At 50.7% G+C, this 17,459-nt stretch carries 33 protein-coding genes; 28 read left to right on the top strand and 5 right to left on the bottom strand.

Going from position 1 to position 17,459, the window contains the following annotated elements; genetic code table 11:
- Positions 1 to 28 precede the first annotated feature (28 nt).
- A complete protein-coding gene (locus tag PHO67_08045) occupies positions 29 to 454 on the top strand; it encodes a thioredoxin family protein (protein ID MDD5547085.1) in 426 nt (141 codons plus the stop codon).
- Here the strand turns inward: PHO67_08045 and PHO67_08040 are convergent.
- From PHO67_08040 to PHO67_08020, 5 genes are read right to left on the bottom strand one after another with little or no spacing between them, the layout of a single operon-like run.
- Positions 438 to 884 (bottom strand): hypothetical protein, encoded by a 447-nt coding sequence (locus PHO67_08040; GenBank protein ID MDD5547084.1) that lies wholly within the window; start codon positions 882 to 884, stop codon positions 438 to 440. The two genes, PHO67_08045 and PHO67_08040, sit on opposite strands and share 17 nt — an antisense overlap.
- The gene (locus PHO67_08035; GenBank protein MDD5547083.1) at positions 884 to 1,276 is read right to left on the bottom strand and encodes a J domain-containing protein; all 393 of its coding nucleotides are present in this window, start codon (positions 1,274 to 1,276) and stop codon (positions 884 to 886) included. Before PHO67_08035 ends, PHO67_08040 begins: the two co-directional genes overlap by 1 nt.
- On the bottom strand, positions 1,248 to 1,424 hold the full coding sequence (locus PHO67_08030) for a hypothetical protein (protein ID MDD5547082.1): 177 nt from the start codon (positions 1,422 to 1,424) through the stop codon (positions 1,248 to 1,250). Before PHO67_08030 ends, PHO67_08035 begins: the two co-directional genes overlap by 29 nt.
- Positions 1,425 to 1,445: 21 nt before the next feature.
- Positions 1,446 to 1,571, bottom strand: coding sequence for a hypothetical protein (locus PHO67_08025; GenBank protein MDD5547081.1), 126 nt, complete (start codon positions 1,569 to 1,571; stop codon positions 1,446 to 1,448).
- Positions 1,564 to 1,953 (bottom strand): hypothetical protein, encoded by a 390-nt coding sequence (locus PHO67_08020; GenBank protein ID MDD5547080.1) that lies wholly within the window; start codon positions 1,951 to 1,953, stop codon positions 1,564 to 1,566. Before PHO67_08020 ends, PHO67_08025 begins: the two co-directional genes overlap by 8 nt.
- A gap of 88 nt (positions 1,954 to 2,041) precedes the next feature.
- Here PHO67_08020 and PHO67_08015 point away from each other — a divergent pair, with 88 nt between their 5' ends.
- The 27 genes from PHO67_08015 to PHO67_07885 all read left to right on the top strand — a co-directional run bounded on the left by PHO67_08015 (position 2,042) and on the right by PHO67_07885 (position 17,322).
- Complete coding sequence (locus PHO67_08015) at positions 2,042 to 2,275, top strand: hypothetical protein (GenBank protein MDD5547079.1); 234 nt, start codon at positions 2,042 to 2,044, stop codon at positions 2,273 to 2,275.
- Positions 2,275 to 2,988, top strand: a complete 714-nt coding sequence (locus tag PHO67_08010) for a DUF5131 family protein (protein MDD5547078.1) — start codon at positions 2,275 to 2,277, stop codon at positions 2,986 to 2,988. Before PHO67_08015 ends, PHO67_08010 begins: the two co-directional genes overlap by 1 nt.
- 265 nt (positions 2,989 to 3,253) lie before the next feature.
- On the top strand, positions 3,254 to 3,427 hold the full coding sequence (locus tag PHO67_08005; GenBank protein ID MDD5547077.1) for a hypothetical protein: 174 nt from the start codon (positions 3,254 to 3,256) through the stop codon (positions 3,425 to 3,427).
- A 221-nt stretch (positions 3,428 to 3,648) separates the two neighbouring features.
- Complete coding sequence (locus PHO67_08000; GenBank protein MDD5547076.1) at positions 3,649 to 4,512, top strand: hypothetical protein; 864 nt, start codon at positions 3,649 to 3,651, stop codon at positions 4,510 to 4,512.
- A 2-nt stretch (positions 4,513 to 4,514) separates the two neighbouring features.
- On the top strand, positions 4,515 to 4,712 hold the full coding sequence (locus tag PHO67_07995) for a hypothetical protein (protein MDD5547075.1): 198 nt from the start codon (positions 4,515 to 4,517) through the stop codon (positions 4,710 to 4,712).
- Between the two features lie 236 nt (positions 4,713 to 4,948).
- A complete protein-coding gene (locus PHO67_07990) occupies positions 4,949 to 5,266 on the top strand; it encodes a hypothetical protein (GenBank protein MDD5547074.1) in 318 nt (105 codons plus the stop codon).
- Positions 5,267 to 5,722 carry a hypothetical protein gene (locus tag PHO67_07985; GenBank protein MDD5547073.1) on the top strand — a complete coding sequence of 152 codons (456 nt, stop codon included), beginning with the start codon at positions 5,267 to 5,269 and terminating at the stop codon, positions 5,720 to 5,722. It begins immediately after the preceding gene.
- An 8-nt stretch (positions 5,723 to 5,730) separates the two neighbouring features.
- Entirely contained in the window at positions 5,731 to 6,159 is a 429-nt protein-coding gene (locus tag PHO67_07980; protein MDD5547072.1) for a hypothetical protein, read from the top strand.
- A gap of 17 nt (positions 6,160 to 6,176) precedes the next feature.
- Entirely contained in the window at positions 6,177 to 6,728 is a 552-nt protein-coding gene (locus PHO67_07975) for a hypothetical protein (protein MDD5547071.1), read from the top strand.
- 200 nt (positions 6,729 to 6,928) lie between these two features.
- Complete coding sequence (locus PHO67_07970; protein MDD5547070.1) at positions 6,929 to 7,186, top strand: hypothetical protein; 258 nt, start codon at positions 6,929 to 6,931, stop codon at positions 7,184 to 7,186.
- A gap of 238 nt (positions 7,187 to 7,424) precedes the next feature.
- Complete coding sequence (locus tag PHO67_07965) at positions 7,425 to 7,796, top strand: hypothetical protein (GenBank protein ID MDD5547069.1); 372 nt, start codon at positions 7,425 to 7,427, stop codon at positions 7,794 to 7,796.
- Between the two features lie 3 nt (positions 7,797 to 7,799).
- On the top strand, positions 7,800 to 8,153 hold the full coding sequence (locus tag PHO67_07960) for a hypothetical protein (protein MDD5547068.1): 354 nt from the start codon (positions 7,800 to 7,802) through the stop codon (positions 8,151 to 8,153).
- A gap of 4 nt (positions 8,154 to 8,157) precedes the next feature.
- Positions 8,158 to 8,496: a hypothetical protein gene (locus PHO67_07955; protein ID MDD5547067.1), complete on the top strand. Its 339-nt coding sequence runs from the start codon at positions 8,158 to 8,160 to the stop codon at positions 8,494 to 8,496.
- 262 nt (positions 8,497 to 8,758) lie between these two features.
- A complete protein-coding gene (locus tag PHO67_07950) occupies positions 8,759 to 9,442 on the top strand; it encodes a hypothetical protein (GenBank protein MDD5547066.1) in 684 nt (227 codons plus the stop codon).
- 1,015 nt (positions 9,443 to 10,457) lie between these two features.
- Positions 10,458 to 10,799, top strand: a complete 342-nt coding sequence (locus PHO67_07945) for a hypothetical protein (protein ID MDD5547065.1) — start codon at positions 10,458 to 10,460, stop codon at positions 10,797 to 10,799.
- Between the two features lie 131 nt (positions 10,800 to 10,930).
- Complete coding sequence (locus PHO67_07940) at positions 10,931 to 11,113, top strand: hypothetical protein (protein ID MDD5547064.1); 183 nt, start codon at positions 10,931 to 10,933, stop codon at positions 11,111 to 11,113.
- A 656-nt stretch (positions 11,114 to 11,769) separates the two neighbouring features.
- On the top strand, positions 11,770 to 12,012 hold the full coding sequence (locus PHO67_07935; GenBank protein MDD5547063.1) for a hypothetical protein: 243 nt from the start codon (positions 11,770 to 11,772) through the stop codon (positions 12,010 to 12,012).
- Positions 12,013 to 12,193: 181 nt separating this feature from the next.
- Positions 12,194 to 12,616, top strand: a complete 423-nt coding sequence (locus PHO67_07930; GenBank protein ID MDD5547062.1) for a hypothetical protein — start codon at positions 12,194 to 12,196, stop codon at positions 12,614 to 12,616.
- Positions 12,617 to 12,867: 251 nt separating this feature from the next.
- A complete protein-coding gene (locus PHO67_07925; protein MDD5547061.1) occupies positions 12,868 to 13,392 on the top strand; it encodes a hypothetical protein in 525 nt (174 codons plus the stop codon).
- 2 nt (positions 13,393 to 13,394) lie between these two features.
- Positions 13,395 to 13,718, top strand: a complete 324-nt coding sequence (locus PHO67_07920) for a hypothetical protein (GenBank protein MDD5547060.1) — start codon at positions 13,395 to 13,397, stop codon at positions 13,716 to 13,718.
- A 105-nt stretch (positions 13,719 to 13,823) separates the two neighbouring features.
- Complete coding sequence (locus PHO67_07915) at positions 13,824 to 14,270, top strand: hypothetical protein (GenBank protein ID MDD5547059.1); 447 nt, start codon at positions 13,824 to 13,826, stop codon at positions 14,268 to 14,270.
- 237 nt (positions 14,271 to 14,507) lie between these two features.
- Positions 14,508 to 15,605 (top strand): DNA polymerase III subunit beta, encoded by a 1,098-nt coding sequence (locus PHO67_07910; protein MDD5547058.1) that lies wholly within the window; start codon positions 14,508 to 14,510, stop codon positions 15,603 to 15,605.
- Positions 15,606 to 15,636: 31 nt separating this feature from the next.
- The gene (locus PHO67_07905; protein ID MDD5547057.1) at positions 15,637 to 15,840 is read left to right on the top strand and encodes a hypothetical protein; all 204 of its coding nucleotides are present in this window, start codon (positions 15,637 to 15,639) and stop codon (positions 15,838 to 15,840) included.
- Positions 15,841 to 15,844: 4 nt separating this feature from the next.
- Positions 15,845 to 16,048 (top strand): hypothetical protein, encoded by a 204-nt coding sequence (locus tag PHO67_07900; GenBank protein MDD5547056.1) that lies wholly within the window; start codon positions 15,845 to 15,847, stop codon positions 16,046 to 16,048.
- A complete protein-coding gene (locus tag PHO67_07895; protein MDD5547055.1) occupies positions 16,029 to 16,436 on the top strand; it encodes a hypothetical protein in 408 nt (135 codons plus the stop codon). The genes PHO67_07900 and PHO67_07895 overlap by 20 nt, the downstream gene beginning before the upstream one ends.
- Before the next feature lie 338 nt (positions 16,437 to 16,774).
- The gene (locus PHO67_07890; GenBank protein MDD5547054.1) at positions 16,775 to 16,981 is read left to right on the top strand and encodes a hypothetical protein; all 207 of its coding nucleotides are present in this window, start codon (positions 16,775 to 16,777) and stop codon (positions 16,979 to 16,981) included.
- Positions 16,982 to 17,052: 71 nt separating this feature from the next.
- Positions 17,053 to 17,322: a hypothetical protein gene (locus PHO67_07885; GenBank protein ID MDD5547053.1), complete on the top strand. Its 270-nt coding sequence runs from the start codon at positions 17,053 to 17,055 to the stop codon at positions 17,320 to 17,322.
- The last annotated feature ends 137 nt before the right edge of the window (positions 17,323 to 17,459 follow it).

Genomic DNA, 17,459 nt, shown 5'->3' with positions numbered 1-17,459 from the left:
CTACGAGCTAACTTCCCAACAGAAGTTGATGAAGGACGCCGCGGAGGCCTGCGGGATCCGTAAAGGGATGACCAGAAGCGAGCTGCTTGAAAAGATGAATACGTGTGTCCCTGAGTTTTATAAGCAGCGGAAAGGGGAGGCTATGTCTGAGAAGAAGGTAATCAAGGTTTATCATTCACCTCATTGCGATTCGTGCCACCAGGCGGTAGATCTGCTCAATAAGGGCCGGTTTGAGTCCAATATCGAGGGTGATGTCCCGGTCGACCTCATTGACGTGACGAGCGACGAAGGATTCCGGGAGATCGGCGAGGCCGGCGTCGACGCGGTGCCCACAGCGAAATACAATGGGAAAACGTGTAAGCTGGGTATCGATGAAGAGCAGCAAGTTGTGGTTATCACGTGCGATCTGCCGCCGGAGGACCAGGCCGAAGAACAACCTACCTCCGAGGATTAAAAAAATTGCAGCCGTTGGCCAACGGATCGTCGCATGGGCAGATGCGCCCGAAGCTCTCAGGTCTCAGGCACCGGCAGTCGTTATTTATAATAGAAAGCACCACGTTACTAATCTTTATCCTATTGTGTATAGTGATCCCCTTGCGCTCTTCCAGAGATCGCAACTGCGCGAGAATGCGCTGCGGCTCTTCTCCAGAAAGGTCGTCTTCGCCCTGGGTATCGATCTCTTCTATAACATTCTCAGGTATCAACTTCAGTATGCGCTCTACGCGCTCAAGGCGCTTCTCCTGGGCCTCGGCGATGTTATAGAGCTCCTGGACGGATGGCGGCAGGGGGAACGCACCTGATCCGTGCCGGTGCTGGGAATTCGAAACGATGTTAAGATCCGGATCAACCTCATACAGAAGTTGTTTTAAAGTTTTCTTCGGCATTACGTCCAGCCTTTATCTTTCCTTATCATCTCCCATGCGGCGTTTAACCGCTTGGCCATGGCGTCGTTCTGCGTGCCGGTGTCCGGGTGGTATATCTTCATAAGGTCCCGGTAACGCTGTTTGAAAGTGTCCTGGGGAGCGTCGGGCCGCAGCCCGAAGAGCTCGTATGGCGATATCGATGCCGGCGGCGCCGGCGGTATGATATTAAAGCGGCGCTCATAAGGAGGCGGCAGCTGCTCCTGCGCGGGAGCGCCGAAGGAGTTGAAGATCCGCTGCATGGTATCGGCGATCTGCGGCGCGTTCTTTGTTAAAGAATCGATAAAATCGTTGAAGATCTTCAGCCCGTCGCTTACGTCGTCGATTTTAGTCCTTCGTGGTTTCTTCTTCGCCATTACCGAACAACCTACCTAACGATCGCAAAAATTGCTTCCCTGTAGATATTATCCCGGAACGCTCTACATTGTCCAGAATGTCCGCGGCGCGGTCCGCCAGGTTGTCCGGTTCTCCCTTACCAGTGGCTTTATCTTTGTTCTCTTCCATTACCTGCCTCCCGTTTGTATTCTACCACATCCACGGCCAGATAAAACGGATCTCTCCGGTTTCGGCCAACTCAAAAGACTTTATCACATGGAAGCGGAGGAGGATCATAGCGAGTTTCAGTCTGTTGATATTCATGTTGTTAAGCATCTATTTTCTTCTCCTTCATAAACACTTCTACTGAAGCCGTCTTTTTAGAGTCGTTCTCGAATACAGAATTGGTTACGGTTTGGTGAGAACCATTCATTGAGAGAAGTGATTGCAAATCTACCTGGCCCAGCACAAATTTCTGATGGATTTCCGGCTGGAGTTTAACCTGACAGGCTGCGATGCTGCCGAGGAAAACGACTGGGCCTTTAATAATAATATCTTTACCCGAAGCCTGAATTTCACGTTTCGCTTTCTCTATCTCACTAAGGAGGGATTGTAGTTGTTCCTGTAGTTTAGTCATCTCATCGTGAGTTTTAACCATATTGGTGAGGTTGGGGAACATGAACTCACCGAGCTTTCTTCGTAGTTTCAATAACCGCATTTTAGCCTCCCGTTCATATACCTAATGGTATATTGACAAGGGGATTATAATCGTGTATCGTGGCTTTGTCAAGTGAAGGGAGGCTACTATGGTAGGAATTAGATATTACACCCCAGAGAATCCACCCAGACTCGTTTTTGTAAGTACAGGAATCAGCTGCAGGGATGACAAGTGGATGACGCTATATCAAAAGCACCCATACACGAAAGGCACGCACCGGCTAAAGAGCCAAGCGCTGCCGATCCGGGCAACAGAAAAGGAAGCTCAGGACGATCTCGATAGGTATGCGACTTCACACGACTTCAGAAGGGAAGAGACTTAATGCGTTCTTTACCACGCGGGATAAATAGGACAAAAATCGAGTGGTGTGACTGCACCTGGAACCCCATCACCGGTTGCACTAACGGCTGCCCTTATTGCTACGCCAGGCGGATCGCAGAGCGCTTCCGTGGTACTCCTTCCTTCCCCAGCGGCTTCGAGCCGACCATACATGTAGACAGACTGACGGCCCCTTTCTACCTCAAGGAAAAAGGTCGAAAGATATTCGTGTGCTCCATGGGAGAGCTTTACGCGGATAATTACGAGAATTGGACCTATGAAGTTTTAAGGACCGTCAAGAAATGTCCGGATCAGACATTTATCACTCTCACAAAGCAATCTCAAAACCTAAACCGCTGGTCCCCTTTCCCGGATAACTGCTGGGTCGGCGTTAGTGTGACGTGTGAGGACGAGCTGCTGACGGCCTGCGCGGAGCTCGCGTCGGTAGTCGCCCCGGTGAAGTTCCTGAGCCTCGAGCCTCTTTTGAAGTGGGACAAGCATACACAGATGGACTGGTTCGGCACGGCGCTTGCGCTGGGCCGGATATCCTGGATAATTATAGGAGCCCAGACGCAGCCTTATAGGCCGCCGTCTAAGGAAAGCGTCCTCGAGATCTTCCATGCTACCGATAACGAGAGTGTAGCGCTCTTTTTGAAAGATAACCTGAAGCCGCTCCTTGGTGTCGATAGCCTGAGACAGGAGTGGCCGATAGTATGAAGGAGGACCTGCGCTGGCTGGCTATATGCGTTGTGTGTATGGTAGTTGCGGTCGTCGGCCTGGCGCTTTATGGCCTGGCGTGGACCTGGTGTTGGATAAATAGGAGGTTAACGTAATGCTGAAACAATGTCCGTTATGCCACGGAACAGGGAAAATTATAAACGTATGTAACTTTTGTCATGGAACAGGTTTTGTCGATGTTATGGAAGAGGACCCGCGCACACTGAAATTTCCGGAGACACCATGCAGTGTTAAAAAAAGAGAAATGGCGATTAATACCCTCGATGATCTGGCGCAGCTGGTAACGTACCTTGACCTTAAGCGGGCCGGCCCGCTGACGCCGGTATATTCTACTGAGAGAAAAAAGATGTCGGCGGCCATATGGGAGGGGCTCGATGGTGGTTATAGCATAGAGCTGCGCGCGGTGAAGGAGAGCTGATATGTTTAATAAGTCGGATTTTTCAAAGATATTACAGGTTACTAGGAGGGCGAAGAGAAACGCCGCAATGACGCAATCTGGCAACCTTTCTAAAATTGCTCGATCTATAACAAGTGTTTGGTTTGACTACAGATGGATTGATAGTATGTTTCCAGGGCCTAGGGAAAGGTTATTATTATATCGGTGGTATCACACTGTTTATTGTTTAAGACAGGGAAGAGATGTTAACTAAAACACAAAAAGAGAATATGCTGCAGAAGTATAGCGACTCGCTTTCCAGCGACGAGCATACGAAAGGCCTTTTGGTGAGCTTCTGTAGGGACTTCCTGGAGAAGATAAAGTACCGCGAGCCGAACAGGGCCGCGGTCATGGCGTATATAGCTTACCTCCACAAAGAGGACTACGCGGACAGCAGTATCAACTTGAAGTGGCGCACGCTGCGCCGCTTCTTCATCGTGAACGGCCTCGAGTGGCCGTTCCGCAGCAATGAGACGCCCCGGGTCCGCGAAAGCGAGGTTTACGCGCCGGCGATGCACCCGGAGCTAATAAAGAAGTTTATAACTGCTGCTCATGCCGGCGAGCTTACAGCGGAGCAGGCGGCATTCCTCGCGTTGTCGACGACATACGGCCACCGCCGCGGTGAGCTGGCCGGCACGCAGATCGCAGACATTGACCTGGGGAGCGGCCTGCTGCTGGTAAAGACTTTGAAGCATGGCCGGGAGCGCTGGCATAAGATACCCGGGGAGATCGTTCCGTGGATCCAGGAATACCCTTTCCCGGGCCGCAGCGAGGACATGGTTACCAGAATATATTTGTCGATCGAGGAGGCCGCCGGCGTTCCGCACATCGACGGCACCGGATTCCATTCGATCCGGCGCACGCTGGTCACGCTGGTCGGCAGGTATTGCTCCGAGCTCGAGGTGAAGAAATTCTTTAGGTGGGGAGCCTCGACCATGGCGCAGCGGTACATGGCTACGCAATTTGTCGGCATGGACGATGTGACGCGCGAGATCTCGGGGGAAGACTATAATATCGACGACAAGGTGTTTGCGGAGCACCCCTTTTTGAAGGTATGGGAGGATTAGAAATGTTAAAAAAATTGATATGTATGATATTTGGGTGTGTATATGTTAAAGAATACTGGGAAGTAGATAAGGAGGCGTTAGCAACATTAAAAGATATGATGAGTTGTGATAGTATAAAATGCCCTATGCCATATAAACTGGTCGTTCTGCCACTAACGCAGTGTCCAAGATGTGGTAAGTCTCTAATAACCGAAAAATGAGGAGGAACAGTGAGCGACTTGACTTTAGGCGAACTGGCAGATTATGTAAAAAGCCAAGGTTGGCTTCGTATCACAGATTGTGTATATTTAACGCCATCTGGTATTTTATTAGCCTTTAAATTCAGATGGGGACACGATATAGGCTGTTGTATTAGCGTAGAAATGATAAAGGAGTGCCACCGTAGCCGCCATTCGGGAGAATATAGTTATACTACGTTTTAAGGAAGGAGAGCAGAATGAAAGAGCTGACGCTATCGTTGCACGACGAGATTTATGAGAAGGTGTGTATTTTTGCCAGTGAGAGGGGGCTGGAGGTAGAGGAGGCAGTAAAGTTTATAATAGGAGACGCATTAAGGTTCACTGGAGTAGCGCCCATGATACTGCCACCGCTTGCCCCATCAAAGGATCCAATGACCCCGCTTTACAAGATGATGGAGGCTATGGGTATGTGCAAATGCAAAGACTGTACTACACCACTGACGGCAGATGAAATTATGGTCAATGGTGCCAAATGCTTTAAGTGTAAGCCGGATACAAGAAATCTGGAGTTTTAGGTGCCAAAACAAACTAGGAAGAAGCGGACCGGCGGCGTGCCGGCGCGGGTTGTGCCGAAAGCGCCGCCCGTTAAGCTGCCAAAGAAGAAGCCGCGATTCAAGGCGGCCCCGCCGCCGCGCGCGCCGCAGACGGTGACTCGACTTCGCTGCCCACTATGTAGTATGATGACCGAATATAAAAACTTCCTGGAGGCGTCTCCGGAGCTGCAGTTCTTTGAACAGACTTTCGGCGGGCGCCTGCCGGCGCCGCGCGGTACAAAGCCCGGGCACAAAAGCAAAGAGGCGCCTGGCGTGATGGACTACCGGGATATCACGGATCCGCGCAGCGAGCAGTATAAAAACGTCGTCGACGTTATCCGGGTACGTGTAGATAATATCAACGAATCACTTCTTAGCGGCCAGGTGGAGGAGAAAACAAAAGTGAAGAGGAAACAGAGCAAGAAGAAAACCACTTAGGGGGCGAGATGCCAGCAGGTTGTCCTGGGAACTCGGGTGGCGGTCATTACTGGATAATAGATAGCAGAACGGGCGAAGCAGCCTGTAAATATTGTCCCCTCCGTCAAAAATACGATATCGATGCCCTCATCTTCCCGGATTATAAAGGCAGGCCGCGTGAGTTCAATGGTAGGCATGAGAGAAAAACACTCAGAACAACATTGCAGTTCGAGGTCGACCGCGACATGATTGAAGCGCTGAAAGGGCTGCGGACCAGCATCGAGGAGCAACTGAATACTATAAACCACCAGGCACAGTCCTATCGCGAGATCTCCCGTAAGACAAGCGATCGTGATATAAAGAATAAGGCAAAGGTGGTTGTGAAGAACATGGAGTTGAGCGCCGGCGTCCTGGCCGGGCAGATGAAGGCAGTATCTCTTATAGTTAAAGGACCATAGATGTAGAAGGAGGCGTGATGGTAAAAATTACATGGCAGTTAAAAAAGGTAAAAGGAGATCTTAAAAAACCAGAGTTTGAGGTGGTCAACTCCGGCGATATCCTTGGCGATCGCGCGTTAATGGTGACTGTGAACAAGAATGGCGATTGCGGGATGGTGGCGCTGGGGATGTCTATTACTGAGGCGTTGGGCGCCATAAGAGAGTGTCTTGATAGCGATCTATGGATGGATAGAGATTTTATAAAAAAGACGAATAAAGAAGTCACTCTGGCCATCGATATCCACGCGGACGAAGCGCAGCCGGAGAAAGTAGAACACCTGGAATATATCAGGGCTATCATTATCGTATTAAAAGAGGACGATGATGATGAGGAAGTTCATTGCTACAATATAACTCGTCCTGAAGGTAAGGGGATACTCGAGATGACCTTAATGCTGCAGCTGCTGACCATGGGTATGCAGAACGCGCTGACGCAGGCCGCGACCAGGCCGCAGGCTGCGAGGATGATGCCGCCGCTAGGGCCTTCTGGGTTTGGTGGGGTGACTGGCAGGTTGATTCCGCCGCGGTGATAGTGTAGACTTAAACCGTCGCCAGTGTCTGGGTTAGCCTCCCACACACACGCCGTGCACCACCACTGAACGTCTCGGTGGTGGTGCATGCCCGTAATCTAGCCCGTAGGGCTTGGTTTGCAGGGGGCAACGGTCCTAATGCGACCTGTAAGCCTGGTGGGGAAGGACCTTATCCCACCCTTACTATAAAGAAGGATTCTATGGATGACAGAATCAAACTTATGGTTCTCCGTTTCCAGCTCTTCCTCATCTTGATAATCGATCTCAGCCTCATCGGCATGGCTTTCACAGGGCGGGAGCCCGGGCCCGTCCTGGCGGGGATCGCCGGCGGCCTGCATGGCGTCTTCCTCCTAAAGGAAGATATTGTGAAGAGCGCTGCGTCTGTGGTCCGCCGGATCCGGAGCCGGAAGATGAAAGTCACTGTTAAACCCGAGTTATGCGCCAGGGATAGCTCCTGACGTTTACTGACCAAGCAAGCGAGGAGGCCGCCGGCAGGGCGGCTTCTTTGTTTTAAGTTGACAAAATACCCTGATGTATTACAATGTAATAGAACGAGGCCAGCGATGTTTGTTAAAGATTTTGTCAGAACGATTGCCACGGGAGCCGCAATGGCCATAGGATTCTTGAGTGTCAAAGCTGTGTTTGACGCCTGGAACGCGCGTAAAGAAGAGAAGGTGGAAGAGATAGAGGACGGTTATGGTAGTAGCTAAATGTGTACCATGCCTGGGTAAAACGATCAAGGGGATCATCTTGGAGAAGGTTCCGGATCTCGAGGAAACGTTGGCCGGGATCCCGGACTGTCCGGACCGCGCCGGCGTGGTGATCTGCCGCGTACCTGGGGGGGCGCGCAGCCGGCGGGGCGGGGAGAAGCGGGCGCCGACGCCTTATAACCTCTTTGTCTCGAAGTGCATGAAAGCCGGAAACATACATGGCAGGGAGGAAGCCGCCGCCCGGATGAAGGTTTGCGGCGCGGAGTGGAGATCTGGGAAACGAGAGTTAATAGGTAGAGCTCAAAAAGATCTTCATGGGAGAATAATCCCTGATCCAAAGAAGAAATACGGAGCGTGAGTTATGGGAGTAAAGAATCTAGATCCTGTATGTCAGATTATATGGCCGGGTTTTCTCGGAGCTATCGAGAAACATATCAAAGAATACTCACCACCTGAAACACAAATACACCGCGAGGGGATGGAAGCGCTGGGAAAACTAGCGCTTGAATGTGGTTTTGAAAAAGAGGGTGATACCTGGGTGCAATTCCCAAAACAGCGTGATACTTTTGAAAGAGCCATTAAATATGGCGGCGGCGGCGATATACTGGAAACACTCTGTAACGGGGATATCGTTATAAAGTTGGTCAAGCAGGGCAAAGCGATAGTCACAACAGACGGTGCTATCTATTATTACAGCAGCGCCGTTCGAGCCTAGTAAAATGAAGTACACCACGGAGGACGCCCGGCGGATCGGCGACCAGTTGAACGTAGACTGGAAGATGGTCGATGTCGATCAGCTCCGCCAGGGGTTGGAGGTTGAGACTGAGCACACTGACGATCCGCGCTACCGCGTCCTCGCCCCGGACGATCATATCGGAATAGCGAAGATCGCCCTCCGCCACCTGGACGAGCTCCCGGACTACTACACCCGGCTCCGGGCGATGGAGCGCAAGATCAAGCCCGTAGACACCTGCCCCTTCAACACGAAGATAGTCACGCCTGGTAAAAAGCACACTATACGTATAACAGGAGTGCGCCCCCCTCAACTGGACAAGTAGCCTACCTCAGAGCATAGAGAATAGCCGATACAGTATCCGCCATGCTATATGTGGCGGTTTTTTTGTGTACGTTGCCCCACGTTTCTAAAATTCGTCGGAAATCCGTTTATATAGCTATTCGATATATCGAATCATATACTTTGAAGTATATTGACTTATCACGAAATACGATGTAATATTTTTGATATGGGAGGTGCTCCGACGGAAAACACAATTGAATACAGGTTCGAACGTATCAAAAATTAAAAAAAGGGGTATCAAAATGAATAGCAAGGTTATCAGTCGCAAAGCAACAAAAACAGAGTTAAAAACGGCCTTCAAAGCACAACCGGAGGCAATCCAAAAGCACGATACAACCTATAGAAGCATAGCAAAAATGCTTTCCAGTGCTATACAAATTGAAGGGGAATTCGAAGGACACGTCAACGAATTTCTACAGCAGATAAACAAACTCCCAAGAGAACAACGCATAGCGCTCAAATATGCGTATATCTTCAGTCGCAAAGCGCCGAAGGAGGAACGCGCCGACTTAATGCAAGAATTATCACTTACACTATTAACAAAACGTGTAAAGGATGAGAAATTGGCTTACGCTATAGCTAGATGTGATTGGAAGGATTTTTGGAAGGCCTTCAAACTACATAGCCAATACAACCTAGATTCTATTGAACGTATGGCGGATGCAGAAGACGGCGGAAACTACGGTCAAGATGCTATCGACCGCATGGCATATCACTCGGAATTGCTTATGGGGGAAATAGAGTGTGAAGCACGTATAGACGCAAGGTTGCTATATAACAAACTACCAAAGCATATACAGTCCATCGTAAATAAGAGATTGTCTGGATATGCGACTTCCAAACTAGAACAAAGCATAATGCGCCGATGGATTGCATCACGCCCGAATATACTCACAGAGTATAGCACTTATGTCAATTATGCCTAGTCGATAGGTATAGTAGACGGCACAAAACGGTATAGTGAAGCGGTAGTCAATAGGACTACCGCTTTATTATGTCGATTATGCTCCTGCGATATGTAGTATAGGAGCAATGCAAACGTCTATCGGTTGATAGATGGCTATATGCGACCTTTGATAGCTTGCGCAAATCTTAATTAAGGCATTCTATCCCATAGGGATAGGCGTAAGTGAATCAATTGCAACGCATATAGCCATCTATGAGCCGTTAGGCTCAAGAGTCTCATCCCATCGTCCCTTGATCCAGGGGACGACGATCCTAAGCCCGGAATGTCACCACCTGCGGGCTGGTCTCTATGACGGGGGACTTAGGACTTCATGCTAACCCTGGGGCTATACGTTGGGACACCCGCCGATCGCAACCCTGATGCCTATCTAGGGGTTCTACGGTGGAGCTGCGCCGGCGGGGATAAGGACTAGGTATAGGCAGGTAGCCGTGTTGCTTGCCTGCACGTGCGTATAGGCTGGTACTATGCGAAACGGCTAAGACACGGGGACTTGTTGGCCTAAATCAACAAAAAGACCCGACGCACGACGAGTCGCTAAAACGTCGAGGAGTGGTACATATCCTCTACCCTTCCTTAAAGCGGTAGGGATAGGGCACGATGCGCCCTTATACGGCTGTGGTGGATTTCCCCCACCAACCAAGAGGATGGGGTGCGGTCTGCGAAGCCCTTTACTCGCTCCTATACCCTCATGTAGAGGCTCTGTAGGGTTCACAGTGAGTATAGGACAAACGGAGTAGACGTGGGCGGTAGCAAGCCCTTAAGACCCCGACCGATAAGGGAAGTACCCGTCTTTAGCAGTCCTAGACGGTCGTGCTCAAGCGGTCAAAGGACTTTCATTAGGTTCTGTATCGTGAGACAGTCCCCCTCTGATGATTAGGGGGCGCTGTGTCATTCTTGGCACTGCGGAAGGCCTTGACTTCGGTTAAGGCTTTCAACAGGTTCAAGAACACTAAAATTGAATAAGGGGGTTCGCGATGAGAGAACGAAGGAAGTGTATCATCTGCGAGTCCCGCCCAGTTGCAATGGGCGTTAAAGCTGGATACTGCAAACAATGCAGTGACCAGATTGAAGCGCAGAAGAGGGCGAGATCCGGCAAGGACGAGGTTTACAAGTACCTCACTTATCGGGGCGTCGTGATTGCGCTCAAGCCCGTGAAGAAACAGGGTGGTTCTCAGATGTACAATGCGGAACGTGTTTTTAAAAATCCTGATACCCTTCCGAAGGGTATCACGGTCAACCTCAATCAGTATTGTGAAGGGTATGACAGGAGCCAAATCAAGAAGATGAAGGCGCTATTTGCACGCTGTGCGGCGTAGCCTTGCTGATACCCTATCTCTGGGCACAAGGCGTAGAACGGGGCAGAAGATGTAATGTCTTCACTGCCGCCTGAGCGCTTTGCGCCCAGCAGTAGGCCTATCAGGCCAAGAATTTAATAAGGGGGTGTTATATGCCAACGAAGAAAGCAGAAGACAAGCCGAAAGCACAGCGTCTGGGGATTAACCAGCTCGTTGTGACCGCCGCCTATGAGAAGACCTTCAGCACGGGCAAGAAGGGCTTCTTCGGGCAGGTTATCGACCCAGCTACGGGGCAGAAGTACCAGGTAATCGGCGCAGTTGCCATCGGCAGCTAACCGCACGCCGTCTGCCGCCATCAGGCCTGGTCACTGGCATATAGTCGATGGCGGTAGCGGGTGGGCTATTAGCTCGCAGGGGGTGTCTTGGTTCAAGCACCAGGTATCACCAGACCGAGACCGACTGTTTGCGACTGCTATGCGTGGTCGCTATACCGTCATAAACTCGGCAAAAGTGAGAAGGGAAGTGCGGGCTCGCGACCCACCAAGAACACCAATAGATCGGATCGACCGTGCGCCCTGCCGGATCCGCCCGGGCGCAGCGTACAACTTGGCGTATAAAAAGGGGGTGGACTATGCGTAAATATTAGGGCTTTGCCCTTGACAATGGGGGACTCTCTTTAACTGGGGGACATCCCCCTACATCCCTGCCCGACGGCCTGACCTTGACGTGGTGGGCGGGCTTTCAACGAATAGGCCGATTCAAGGGGGGTGATATTCATGTCGGTTATTACCTATGACCAATATGCCAAGATTCGGACTGATGCCGAGCTGAAGTCTGAAGCGCGAGCGATGTACTCCGCTATCTACAAGTTGGAGTGTTACAATCCGAGAGACATGGTATTACTCACAGCCCTTCAGAATGAGCTCCACAACAGAGGGTATAATCTCGAAGAGACGAGCGAGCTGGTTATAACTAAATAAGGGGGTGTGCTGTGGCAGAAGAGCTGACATCCAACCAGATTGACAGGCAGGACTGTGTAGAAAGCGCCATTGAGGAGCTGCTCAGAGAGCTGTCTGGTAAAGAGATAGAGCACGATATGGAGATTATAGACATCGTGCGGGAAGCCGTGCAAGAGGTCATTGTTGACCGCCTGCATCTTATGACCGAGATGGAGTTCTACCCGTATACTCAAGAGGAAACTGACGCTATTAATGCGCATGAATTAGGTTTTTAACAGGGGGTGTACTGTGGATGATAATTTAGGAATGGTGGTAACCGACAAGACGCGCAGGAATATGCAGGACTTCTTTTACCACGTCACAGGTCGAAAAGTAGAGCAACCTGTACCCAATACTGTGGTCTCGCGGGTATTGAAGATAATACCTATAAAACCAAAACAGGAGAAGGGGTGACCTATGCCTAAAAAGTGCAGTCTAACATCGGAGCAAGTTGGTGACTATATCGAAAGCGGCGGTGCAAATTGTCCCTTTTGTGAGAGTGACCAGATAGAAGGCGGTTCTATTGAGGTTGACGGCGAAATAGCTAGTCAAAACATGACTTGCAATGCGTGCGATAAGAAATGGACTGATAACTTCCGGCGAAGCTCGATTTATGCCGGTGTCGAAGTCGGCAATGTTTATCCTGTCGAGAAAATCTATATCTGTGTCTCCGGCGGCGTGGTCGATGATGTGTACGGGCGGACAGGGCTCCAAGCCATCATTATTGACGATGATAACGCTGAAGTGGATGAGGATGCCGAGGCCGAGAACAAAGAGTTAAAAGCCGAGTTAGAGGACATGAAGGACAAGGGCGTTATCGTAGCCCTAGATATAAATTAATAGTATAGGTGGTAATAGCCGCCAGCTATCAGATATTACGGACAGTGGCGAGTGCCGCGTAAGCTCCATGGGCTGGTGGATATTTAAGTAGCGGGCAGCGGTTCGTTGTCCGCTACTTTTGTTTAGAAGGGGTGTAATGTGCCACTGAATATGTTAAAGGGGGTTCTGAATGGCAGGCAAGATAAAGTGTCCGAACTGCGGTGAAATCGATACCGTCAACATGCACCGAGACGACGACGAGTATGTCTGGGATGACAAACTTCAGAGGTATGAACCCGCCGACATTTTCCCCCAGCAATCTGACTATCGGTGTTCTGTTTGTAATGCTGAAGTCGAAGGGGAATGGGAAGGTGACGGTATTCAAAGCGTTGACGATTGTTCAGAAGGGGGCAACAACGATGGCTAACAATAAGAGAGGTAATTCCTGGTATTTTCGCTTCAAGACGCTCATTGACGCCTGCAAAGAGGGCAAAGCGCTGGAAGTATGCGAGTGTGTCTTCCAGATGATGGATGGCGCTCATATGTTCGGGTCTGAACGCGTGGCAAAGAGCGCCAGGGAGTCGATGTTGCTTGCGCTGTCCGACGCCGTGGACGAGGAGCAGATTGCGACTTGCGATAACTGTGGGTCGGACGACGTTGATATCAGAGCTTGGCAGAACCAAAAAACGGGAGAGATAACAGAGTGTGGCGGAGATAGGAGTGACACATATTGCCGCGCCTGTCAGGGGCATTACGGCATAACCTTCAGAAGGAAGGAGAAAGCGGGGGTGAAATAGCTATGAGGTACAATCCGGACGCACCGATCGGGACGAAAAAGGGCGGGCTGAAGCCGTTCTATGTTGAATTTATTCAGCACGACGGAGAGTATGAATATGACTCCTCTGGAATATTTTGGGCTAGAACATCGGAGTCCGCTGATAACAAAGCCCGGAAACTGATGAAGAAATGGTGGGGTGAAGGCAGGATGCACCCGCGCCGGCACCTTGATAAAAGTGTAGATAAGGATGCTTTTGAAGAAGACTCGCCAGGATATCGCATTGTTGAACTTGGCCGGACGCAAGAGTTGAAGACGGTGGGCGACATTATAAACCTAATATGCTAACGGCGATAGTTGCCGGAACCGGCTTTTATGTCAATTTGAGTCAATCGATATGTAAGATAGGAGGGTTAAGCTATGAGTTGTTTTATAACTAGCAGGTACGAAATCATGTATATGATTAAGGCGGCCATACTCTTCGGGATGAAGTCCGGCGGAGATTTCTCATGGTATTGGAATGAAGAGCGCCATACTCTTGACCGCTGCGAGATATCCAGCCAGATTGGAGTCGCTAACATGCTCTGGCAGGAGAATATAAAGTCAGTGCGCGCAAGGTATCCCGACGCCGACTACGCAAACCTGCCGGGAGAAGTTGGCGAGACATACGTTATAGATGAGCGCGACTGTCAAATGATGTGGCCAATATATGAGCCGACACAGGTTATAAAGTGCTGCAACTGCTACTCTTACCAATCATGCGAGCACGATGGGTGGATGGCGTCGGAAGCGCACGCCTTTATTGAGCACCTAATTCATTTGGCGATAACGGCGCTGCCCAAGTATGAGAGCGCTGAATGGGGCGCACCGGCGCCTTTGCATAAAATTGGAAGGGGGTGACGTATGCCTAAATGTCCAAGTTGCGGCGCGATTCTGAATCGTCTCAGGTTTCACGCCGTGTATACGAGTCAGCAGGAAGCGTATCCGTCGCGCTCTGGCTTGCTGTTTTATCCGGATAAGCCGCGGTGCGATTGTCAACAGAGCACATACGACTGCCCGGAATGCGGCCACGTGATCGGTACAACAAAAGATGAAGCCCTGAAGTTCTTCAGGGGAAAATAACAAAGGGGGTGTAAATTGAAAGTAGCAGTAAATAGAATAGCGCTCATATCGGCGCTCAAGACGGTGAGGGCGGCGCGGTTTAAGCGTTCGGCGCTGCCGATCCTGCAAATGGTGCTGCTGGCGGCAGCTGACGGCTGCCTGCAGCTAACCTGCACAGATCTGACGGCGGTGATAACCACCAAAGTCAAGGCCAAGATCGTGGCCAAAGGAGACAGCTGCTGCGTTTCCCCGGATAAGGTGCTCCTCCTCCTGGATACGCTGAAAACGCCCAGCGTGACGCTCCTCTCGAAAGATAAGATGATGGAGATATCTTCGGGCACGGCGCTGTGTATCACCGATATCATGCCGGGTAAAGAATTCCCTGATTTCAAGGACAAGCTCATCATGAAAAAGGCCAAGCCCATCATCATATCGGCGCTGGTGCCGGCAGTGAATAAGGTGGCCTATGCGATGGCGACTGAAGACACGCGACCCGTGCTCTCAGGCATGAGTCTGAAGTTCCTCGACGGCGAGATAGAGCTCTGCGCCGCGGACGGTTTCCGTATGGCGACGACGAGGGTCAAGTATACCACCGCCCATAAATTCAAGAAGGGAGATCCCCGGCAGTACATAATCCCTGGTGAAGCCATCCGGCTGTTCAAGGCCTTCGAGCGGGACAAGATAGTTATGTGCATCGGCGATAATTACCTGACGTTCTCCACGCCGGATATCGTTATAGGCACAGGGCCGATACAAGGCACTTACCCCGACTACAAGCAGATATATCCGGATCCCAAGAACCTGAAGCCGATGACCTTCGACCGGGGCGAGATGCTGGACGCCTTGAAGGCGGTCATTAAGCAGAAGGAATTCAAGCTGCATCCTCTACGTTTAGAGACCAAGCGCGGCGGCGGGGTGAAGGTATGGTCACAGGATGGGGATGGCCATAAATTGGAATTCATGGTGCAGGGTAAAGGATCCGGAAAGATAGCATTCAACGCTTCACTGCTGCGGGATACCGTGTCGCTTTCTCCAGCACCAAGTATCAAGATGATGACAACATCTGACAAAGGACCCGCGATGGTGAAATACGGACACGATGTGCACCTGCTGATGCCGATGTACGTGGTCTAGTAAGCCGGTAAGTAACTATGAGGAGGCGCCTATGGTTGTCGAACAATATGACGCTACTCCTCAACAGCGCGTGGCGATCGATAAACTGTGCCGGATCCTCAGAGTACCTAATGATAGTGATAACAGGCCTTTGACCCGGCGGAACGCGCAGCATTTGCAGTGGCAGCTGCTGTGCCGGGTCCGGGCGATGCCCCGCAAGATGGGGTATACATATATCACGAAGGAAGGAGATTAGAGCGATGGCTGTATGTATTCAACATAAAAAGACCAAGAAGATCAGCCGGGTGTCGAAAGCTGAGGCCAAGAAACTATTCGCCTCCGGAGAGTATGAATATACCTCCAAGAGCGACTGGCAGCGGCAGGAGTGCGAAAGAATCGATAACCTACCAATCCTAGAGAAGGAGAAGCTGAAAGAGGCCTATAATGGCGAAACAGAAGGCTAAAAGCAGCAAGGTGACGGAGAAAGCCCTTGTCGACGCGGCGCGGGCGCTCACAGACCCTATTATCGTATTTAACCAGGCATGGGGCGAAGACACTCCGGGCTGGCTCATCGATGAGATCCGGGCCCAGCGTCTCCTGCAGGTGGCTCGCGGTGAAAAGGACTTGGCCACAGATGTTGAGGCGCTGGCATATGTCTCTAATGCATCGCTCTGCGGTCCGCTGGATCACGACATGACGAATATCTACTCGTACTTATTTACCCGGGTTATGGGTGACCGGGCGCCGGCGGAGCTGCGCCTGGAGTCGATATCGGATTATCAGATGTCGATATTAAGAAGGCTGAAATCGTGGCTCTGGAACCAAAGGGCGAAGCATCGAAAATCTAAATGAAGGAGTTTATCTCATGGGCGTTTGTCTTGACTGCGAACAGGAAATGAGGACGGCGGACGGCTGTACTCATGCCAAGATATATCATAAAGGTAAATGGCTCGACAGGCGGCGCGATCACTTCGGCGAAAGTAACGGACGGTGCCATGACTGCGGGATAAAGCACGGAGAGATCCACCACTTCGGCTGCGACGTGGAGCGCTGCCCGGTCTGCGGCGGTCAGCTTATATCATGTGATTGCTTCCGGGATAAAAGGATGCGGAACAAAATCACTTTGCGAAAATAACGATAACTTATGTCAACCTGAGTCAATCGATATGTAGAATAGGGGGGGTTTTTACATGAAGAAATGTTCGATTTGCCAGTGTGTAGAAGAGAACGATAAGGTTCGGTATCTCGACATCTGTATCACCGGTTCTGAGGGTGTATACCTGTGCACTAAATGCGAAATGGATGTCGTGGAGCACCTGAGAAGGATACAGTCCATGGCCGTTCGTTGTATGGTGGGAGTTCTGAAGAGGGTAAAAAGAGAGAAGGATGCGGAATAAAATCACTTTGCGAGAATAACGATAACTTATGTCAATTAGTGTCGGCGGATATGTAGAATAGGGGGTGAATTTTGGAAGACTATAACTGCATAGAGTTTATTCAGCTGCTGGAGCTGGCCTCTAGAAAGGCCAAGCGCCTGGCGGATATTGCCACGCAGATCGACCATGCGGTTACAGGTACTCCCCCGTGTCGCGAGCGTATCGAAGCTAAACTTACTCTTGGATATCTACAGATGTGCCCACTCAAAGTCGCCGCAGAGTATATCGATTTTCCCCATGGTCGGGCGCTGGTCTTTGAATTTTACTATGACGCCGTGGCGGCGTTTAAAATGTTCGGGTGAAAGGGGGTTTTGGTAATGGGCAATAGTGGTAAAAAGCAGGGTAAGTGTCCAAAATGCCAAGTCGCATTCAGGTTCTCTTCACCGAGGGATTTAAAGGACGCATACTGCCCGACCTGTGGGACCAAGCTAACAAGAAC

It is taken from the genome of Candidatus Omnitrophota bacterium (assembly GCA_028716565.1).
Classification (GTDB): Bacteria; Omnitrophota; Gorgyraeia; order Pluralincolimonadales; family Pluralincolimonadaceae; genus Pluralincolimonas.
Note: the sequence above shows the minus strand (reverse complement) of the source record. Positions and strands in the feature narration are given on the sequence as shown.

Bases quoted from the DNA above. Each gene is read 5' to 3' on its own strand.
- PHO67_07920 (MDD5547060.1), top strand. From the start codon at position 13,395: ATGAGGTACAATCCGGACGCACCGATCGGGACGAAAAAGGGCGGGCTG.
- PHO67_07925 (MDD5547061.1), top strand. From the start codon at position 12,868: ATGACAAACTTCAGAGGTATGAACCCGCCGACATTTTCCCCCAGCAAT.
- PHO67_07915 (MDD5547059.1), top strand. From the start codon at position 13,824: ATGTATATGATTAAGGCGGCCATACTCTTCGGGATGAAGTCCGGCGGA.
- PHO67_08005 (MDD5547077.1), top strand. From the start codon at position 3,254: ATGGCGATTAATACCCTCGATGATCTGGCGCAGCTGGTAACGTACCTT.
- PHO67_08010 (MDD5547078.1), top strand. From the start codon at position 2,275: ATGCGTTCTTTACCACGCGGGATAAATAGGACAAAAATCGAGTGGTGT.
- PHO67_07980 (MDD5547072.1), top strand. From the start codon at position 5,731: ATGCCAGCAGGTTGTCCTGGGAACTCGGGTGGCGGTCATTACTGGATA.
- PHO67_07960 (MDD5547068.1), top strand. From the start codon at position 7,800: ATGGGAGTAAAGAATCTAGATCCTGTATGTCAGATTATATGGCCGGGT.
- PHO67_07995 (MDD5547075.1), top strand. From the start codon at position 4,515: ATGTTAAAAAAATTGATATGTATGATATTTGGGTGTGTATATGTTAAA.
- PHO67_07955 (MDD5547067.1), top strand. From the start codon at position 8,158: ATGAAGTACACCACGGAGGACGCCCGGCGGATCGGCGACCAGTTGAAC.
- PHO67_07950 (MDD5547066.1), top strand. From the start codon at position 8,759: ATGAATAGCAAGGTTATCAGTCGCAAAGCAACAAAAACAGAGTTAAAA.
- PHO67_07965 (MDD5547069.1), top strand. From the start codon at position 7,425: ATGGTAGTAGCTAAATGTGTACCATGCCTGGGTAAAACGATCAAGGGG.
- PHO67_08030 (MDD5547082.1), bottom strand. From the start codon at position 1,424: ATGGAAGAGAACAAAGATAAAGCCACTGGTAAGGGAGAACCGGACAAC.
- PHO67_07990 (MDD5547074.1), top strand. From the start codon at position 4,949: ATGAAAGAGCTGACGCTATCGTTGCACGACGAGATTTATGAGAAGGTG.
- PHO67_07895 (MDD5547055.1), top strand. From the start codon at position 16,029: ATGGCGAAACAGAAGGCTAAAAGCAGCAAGGTGACGGAGAAAGCCCTT.
- PHO67_07970 (MDD5547070.1), top strand. From the start codon at position 6,929: ATGGATGACAGAATCAAACTTATGGTTCTCCGTTTCCAGCTCTTCCTC.
- PHO67_08040 (MDD5547084.1), bottom strand. From the start codon at position 884: ATGCCGAAGAAAACTTTAAAACAACTTCTGTATGAGGTTGATCCGGAT.
- PHO67_07975 (MDD5547071.1), top strand. From the start codon at position 6,177: ATGGTAAAAATTACATGGCAGTTAAAAAAGGTAAAAGGAGATCTTAAA.
- PHO67_07890 (MDD5547054.1), top strand. From the start codon at position 16,775: ATGAAGAAATGTTCGATTTGCCAGTGTGTAGAAGAGAACGATAAGGTT.
- PHO67_07900 (MDD5547056.1), top strand. From the start codon at position 15,845: ATGGCTGTATGTATTCAACATAAAAAGACCAAGAAGATCAGCCGGGTG.
- PHO67_07945 (MDD5547065.1), top strand. From the start codon at position 10,458: ATGAGAGAACGAAGGAAGTGTATCATCTGCGAGTCCCGCCCAGTTGCA.
- PHO67_08045 (MDD5547085.1), top strand. From the start codon at position 29: ATGAAGGACGCCGCGGAGGCCTGCGGGATCCGTAAAGGGATGACCAGA.
- PHO67_08000 (MDD5547076.1), top strand. From the start codon at position 3,649: ATGTTAACTAAAACACAAAAAGAGAATATGCTGCAGAAGTATAGCGAC.
- PHO67_07940 (MDD5547064.1), top strand. From the start codon at position 10,931: ATGCCAACGAAGAAAGCAGAAGACAAGCCGAAAGCACAGCGTCTGGGG.
- PHO67_08035 (MDD5547083.1), bottom strand. From the start codon at position 1,276: ATGGCGAAGAAGAAACCACGAAGGACTAAAATCGACGACGTAAGCGAC.
- PHO67_08015 (MDD5547079.1), top strand. From the start codon at position 2,042: ATGGTAGGAATTAGATATTACACCCCAGAGAATCCACCCAGACTCGTT.
- PHO67_08025 (MDD5547081.1), bottom strand. From the start codon at position 1,571: ATGCTTAACAACATGAATATCAACAGACTGAAACTCGCTATGATCCTC.
- PHO67_08020 (MDD5547080.1), bottom strand. From the start codon at position 1,953: ATGCGGTTATTGAAACTACGAAGAAAGCTCGGTGAGTTCATGTTCCCC.
- PHO67_07930 (MDD5547062.1), top strand. From the start codon at position 12,194: ATGCCTAAAAAGTGCAGTCTAACATCGGAGCAAGTTGGTGACTATATC.
- PHO67_07905 (MDD5547057.1), top strand. From the start codon at position 15,637: ATGGTTGTCGAACAATATGACGCTACTCCTCAACAGCGCGTGGCGATC.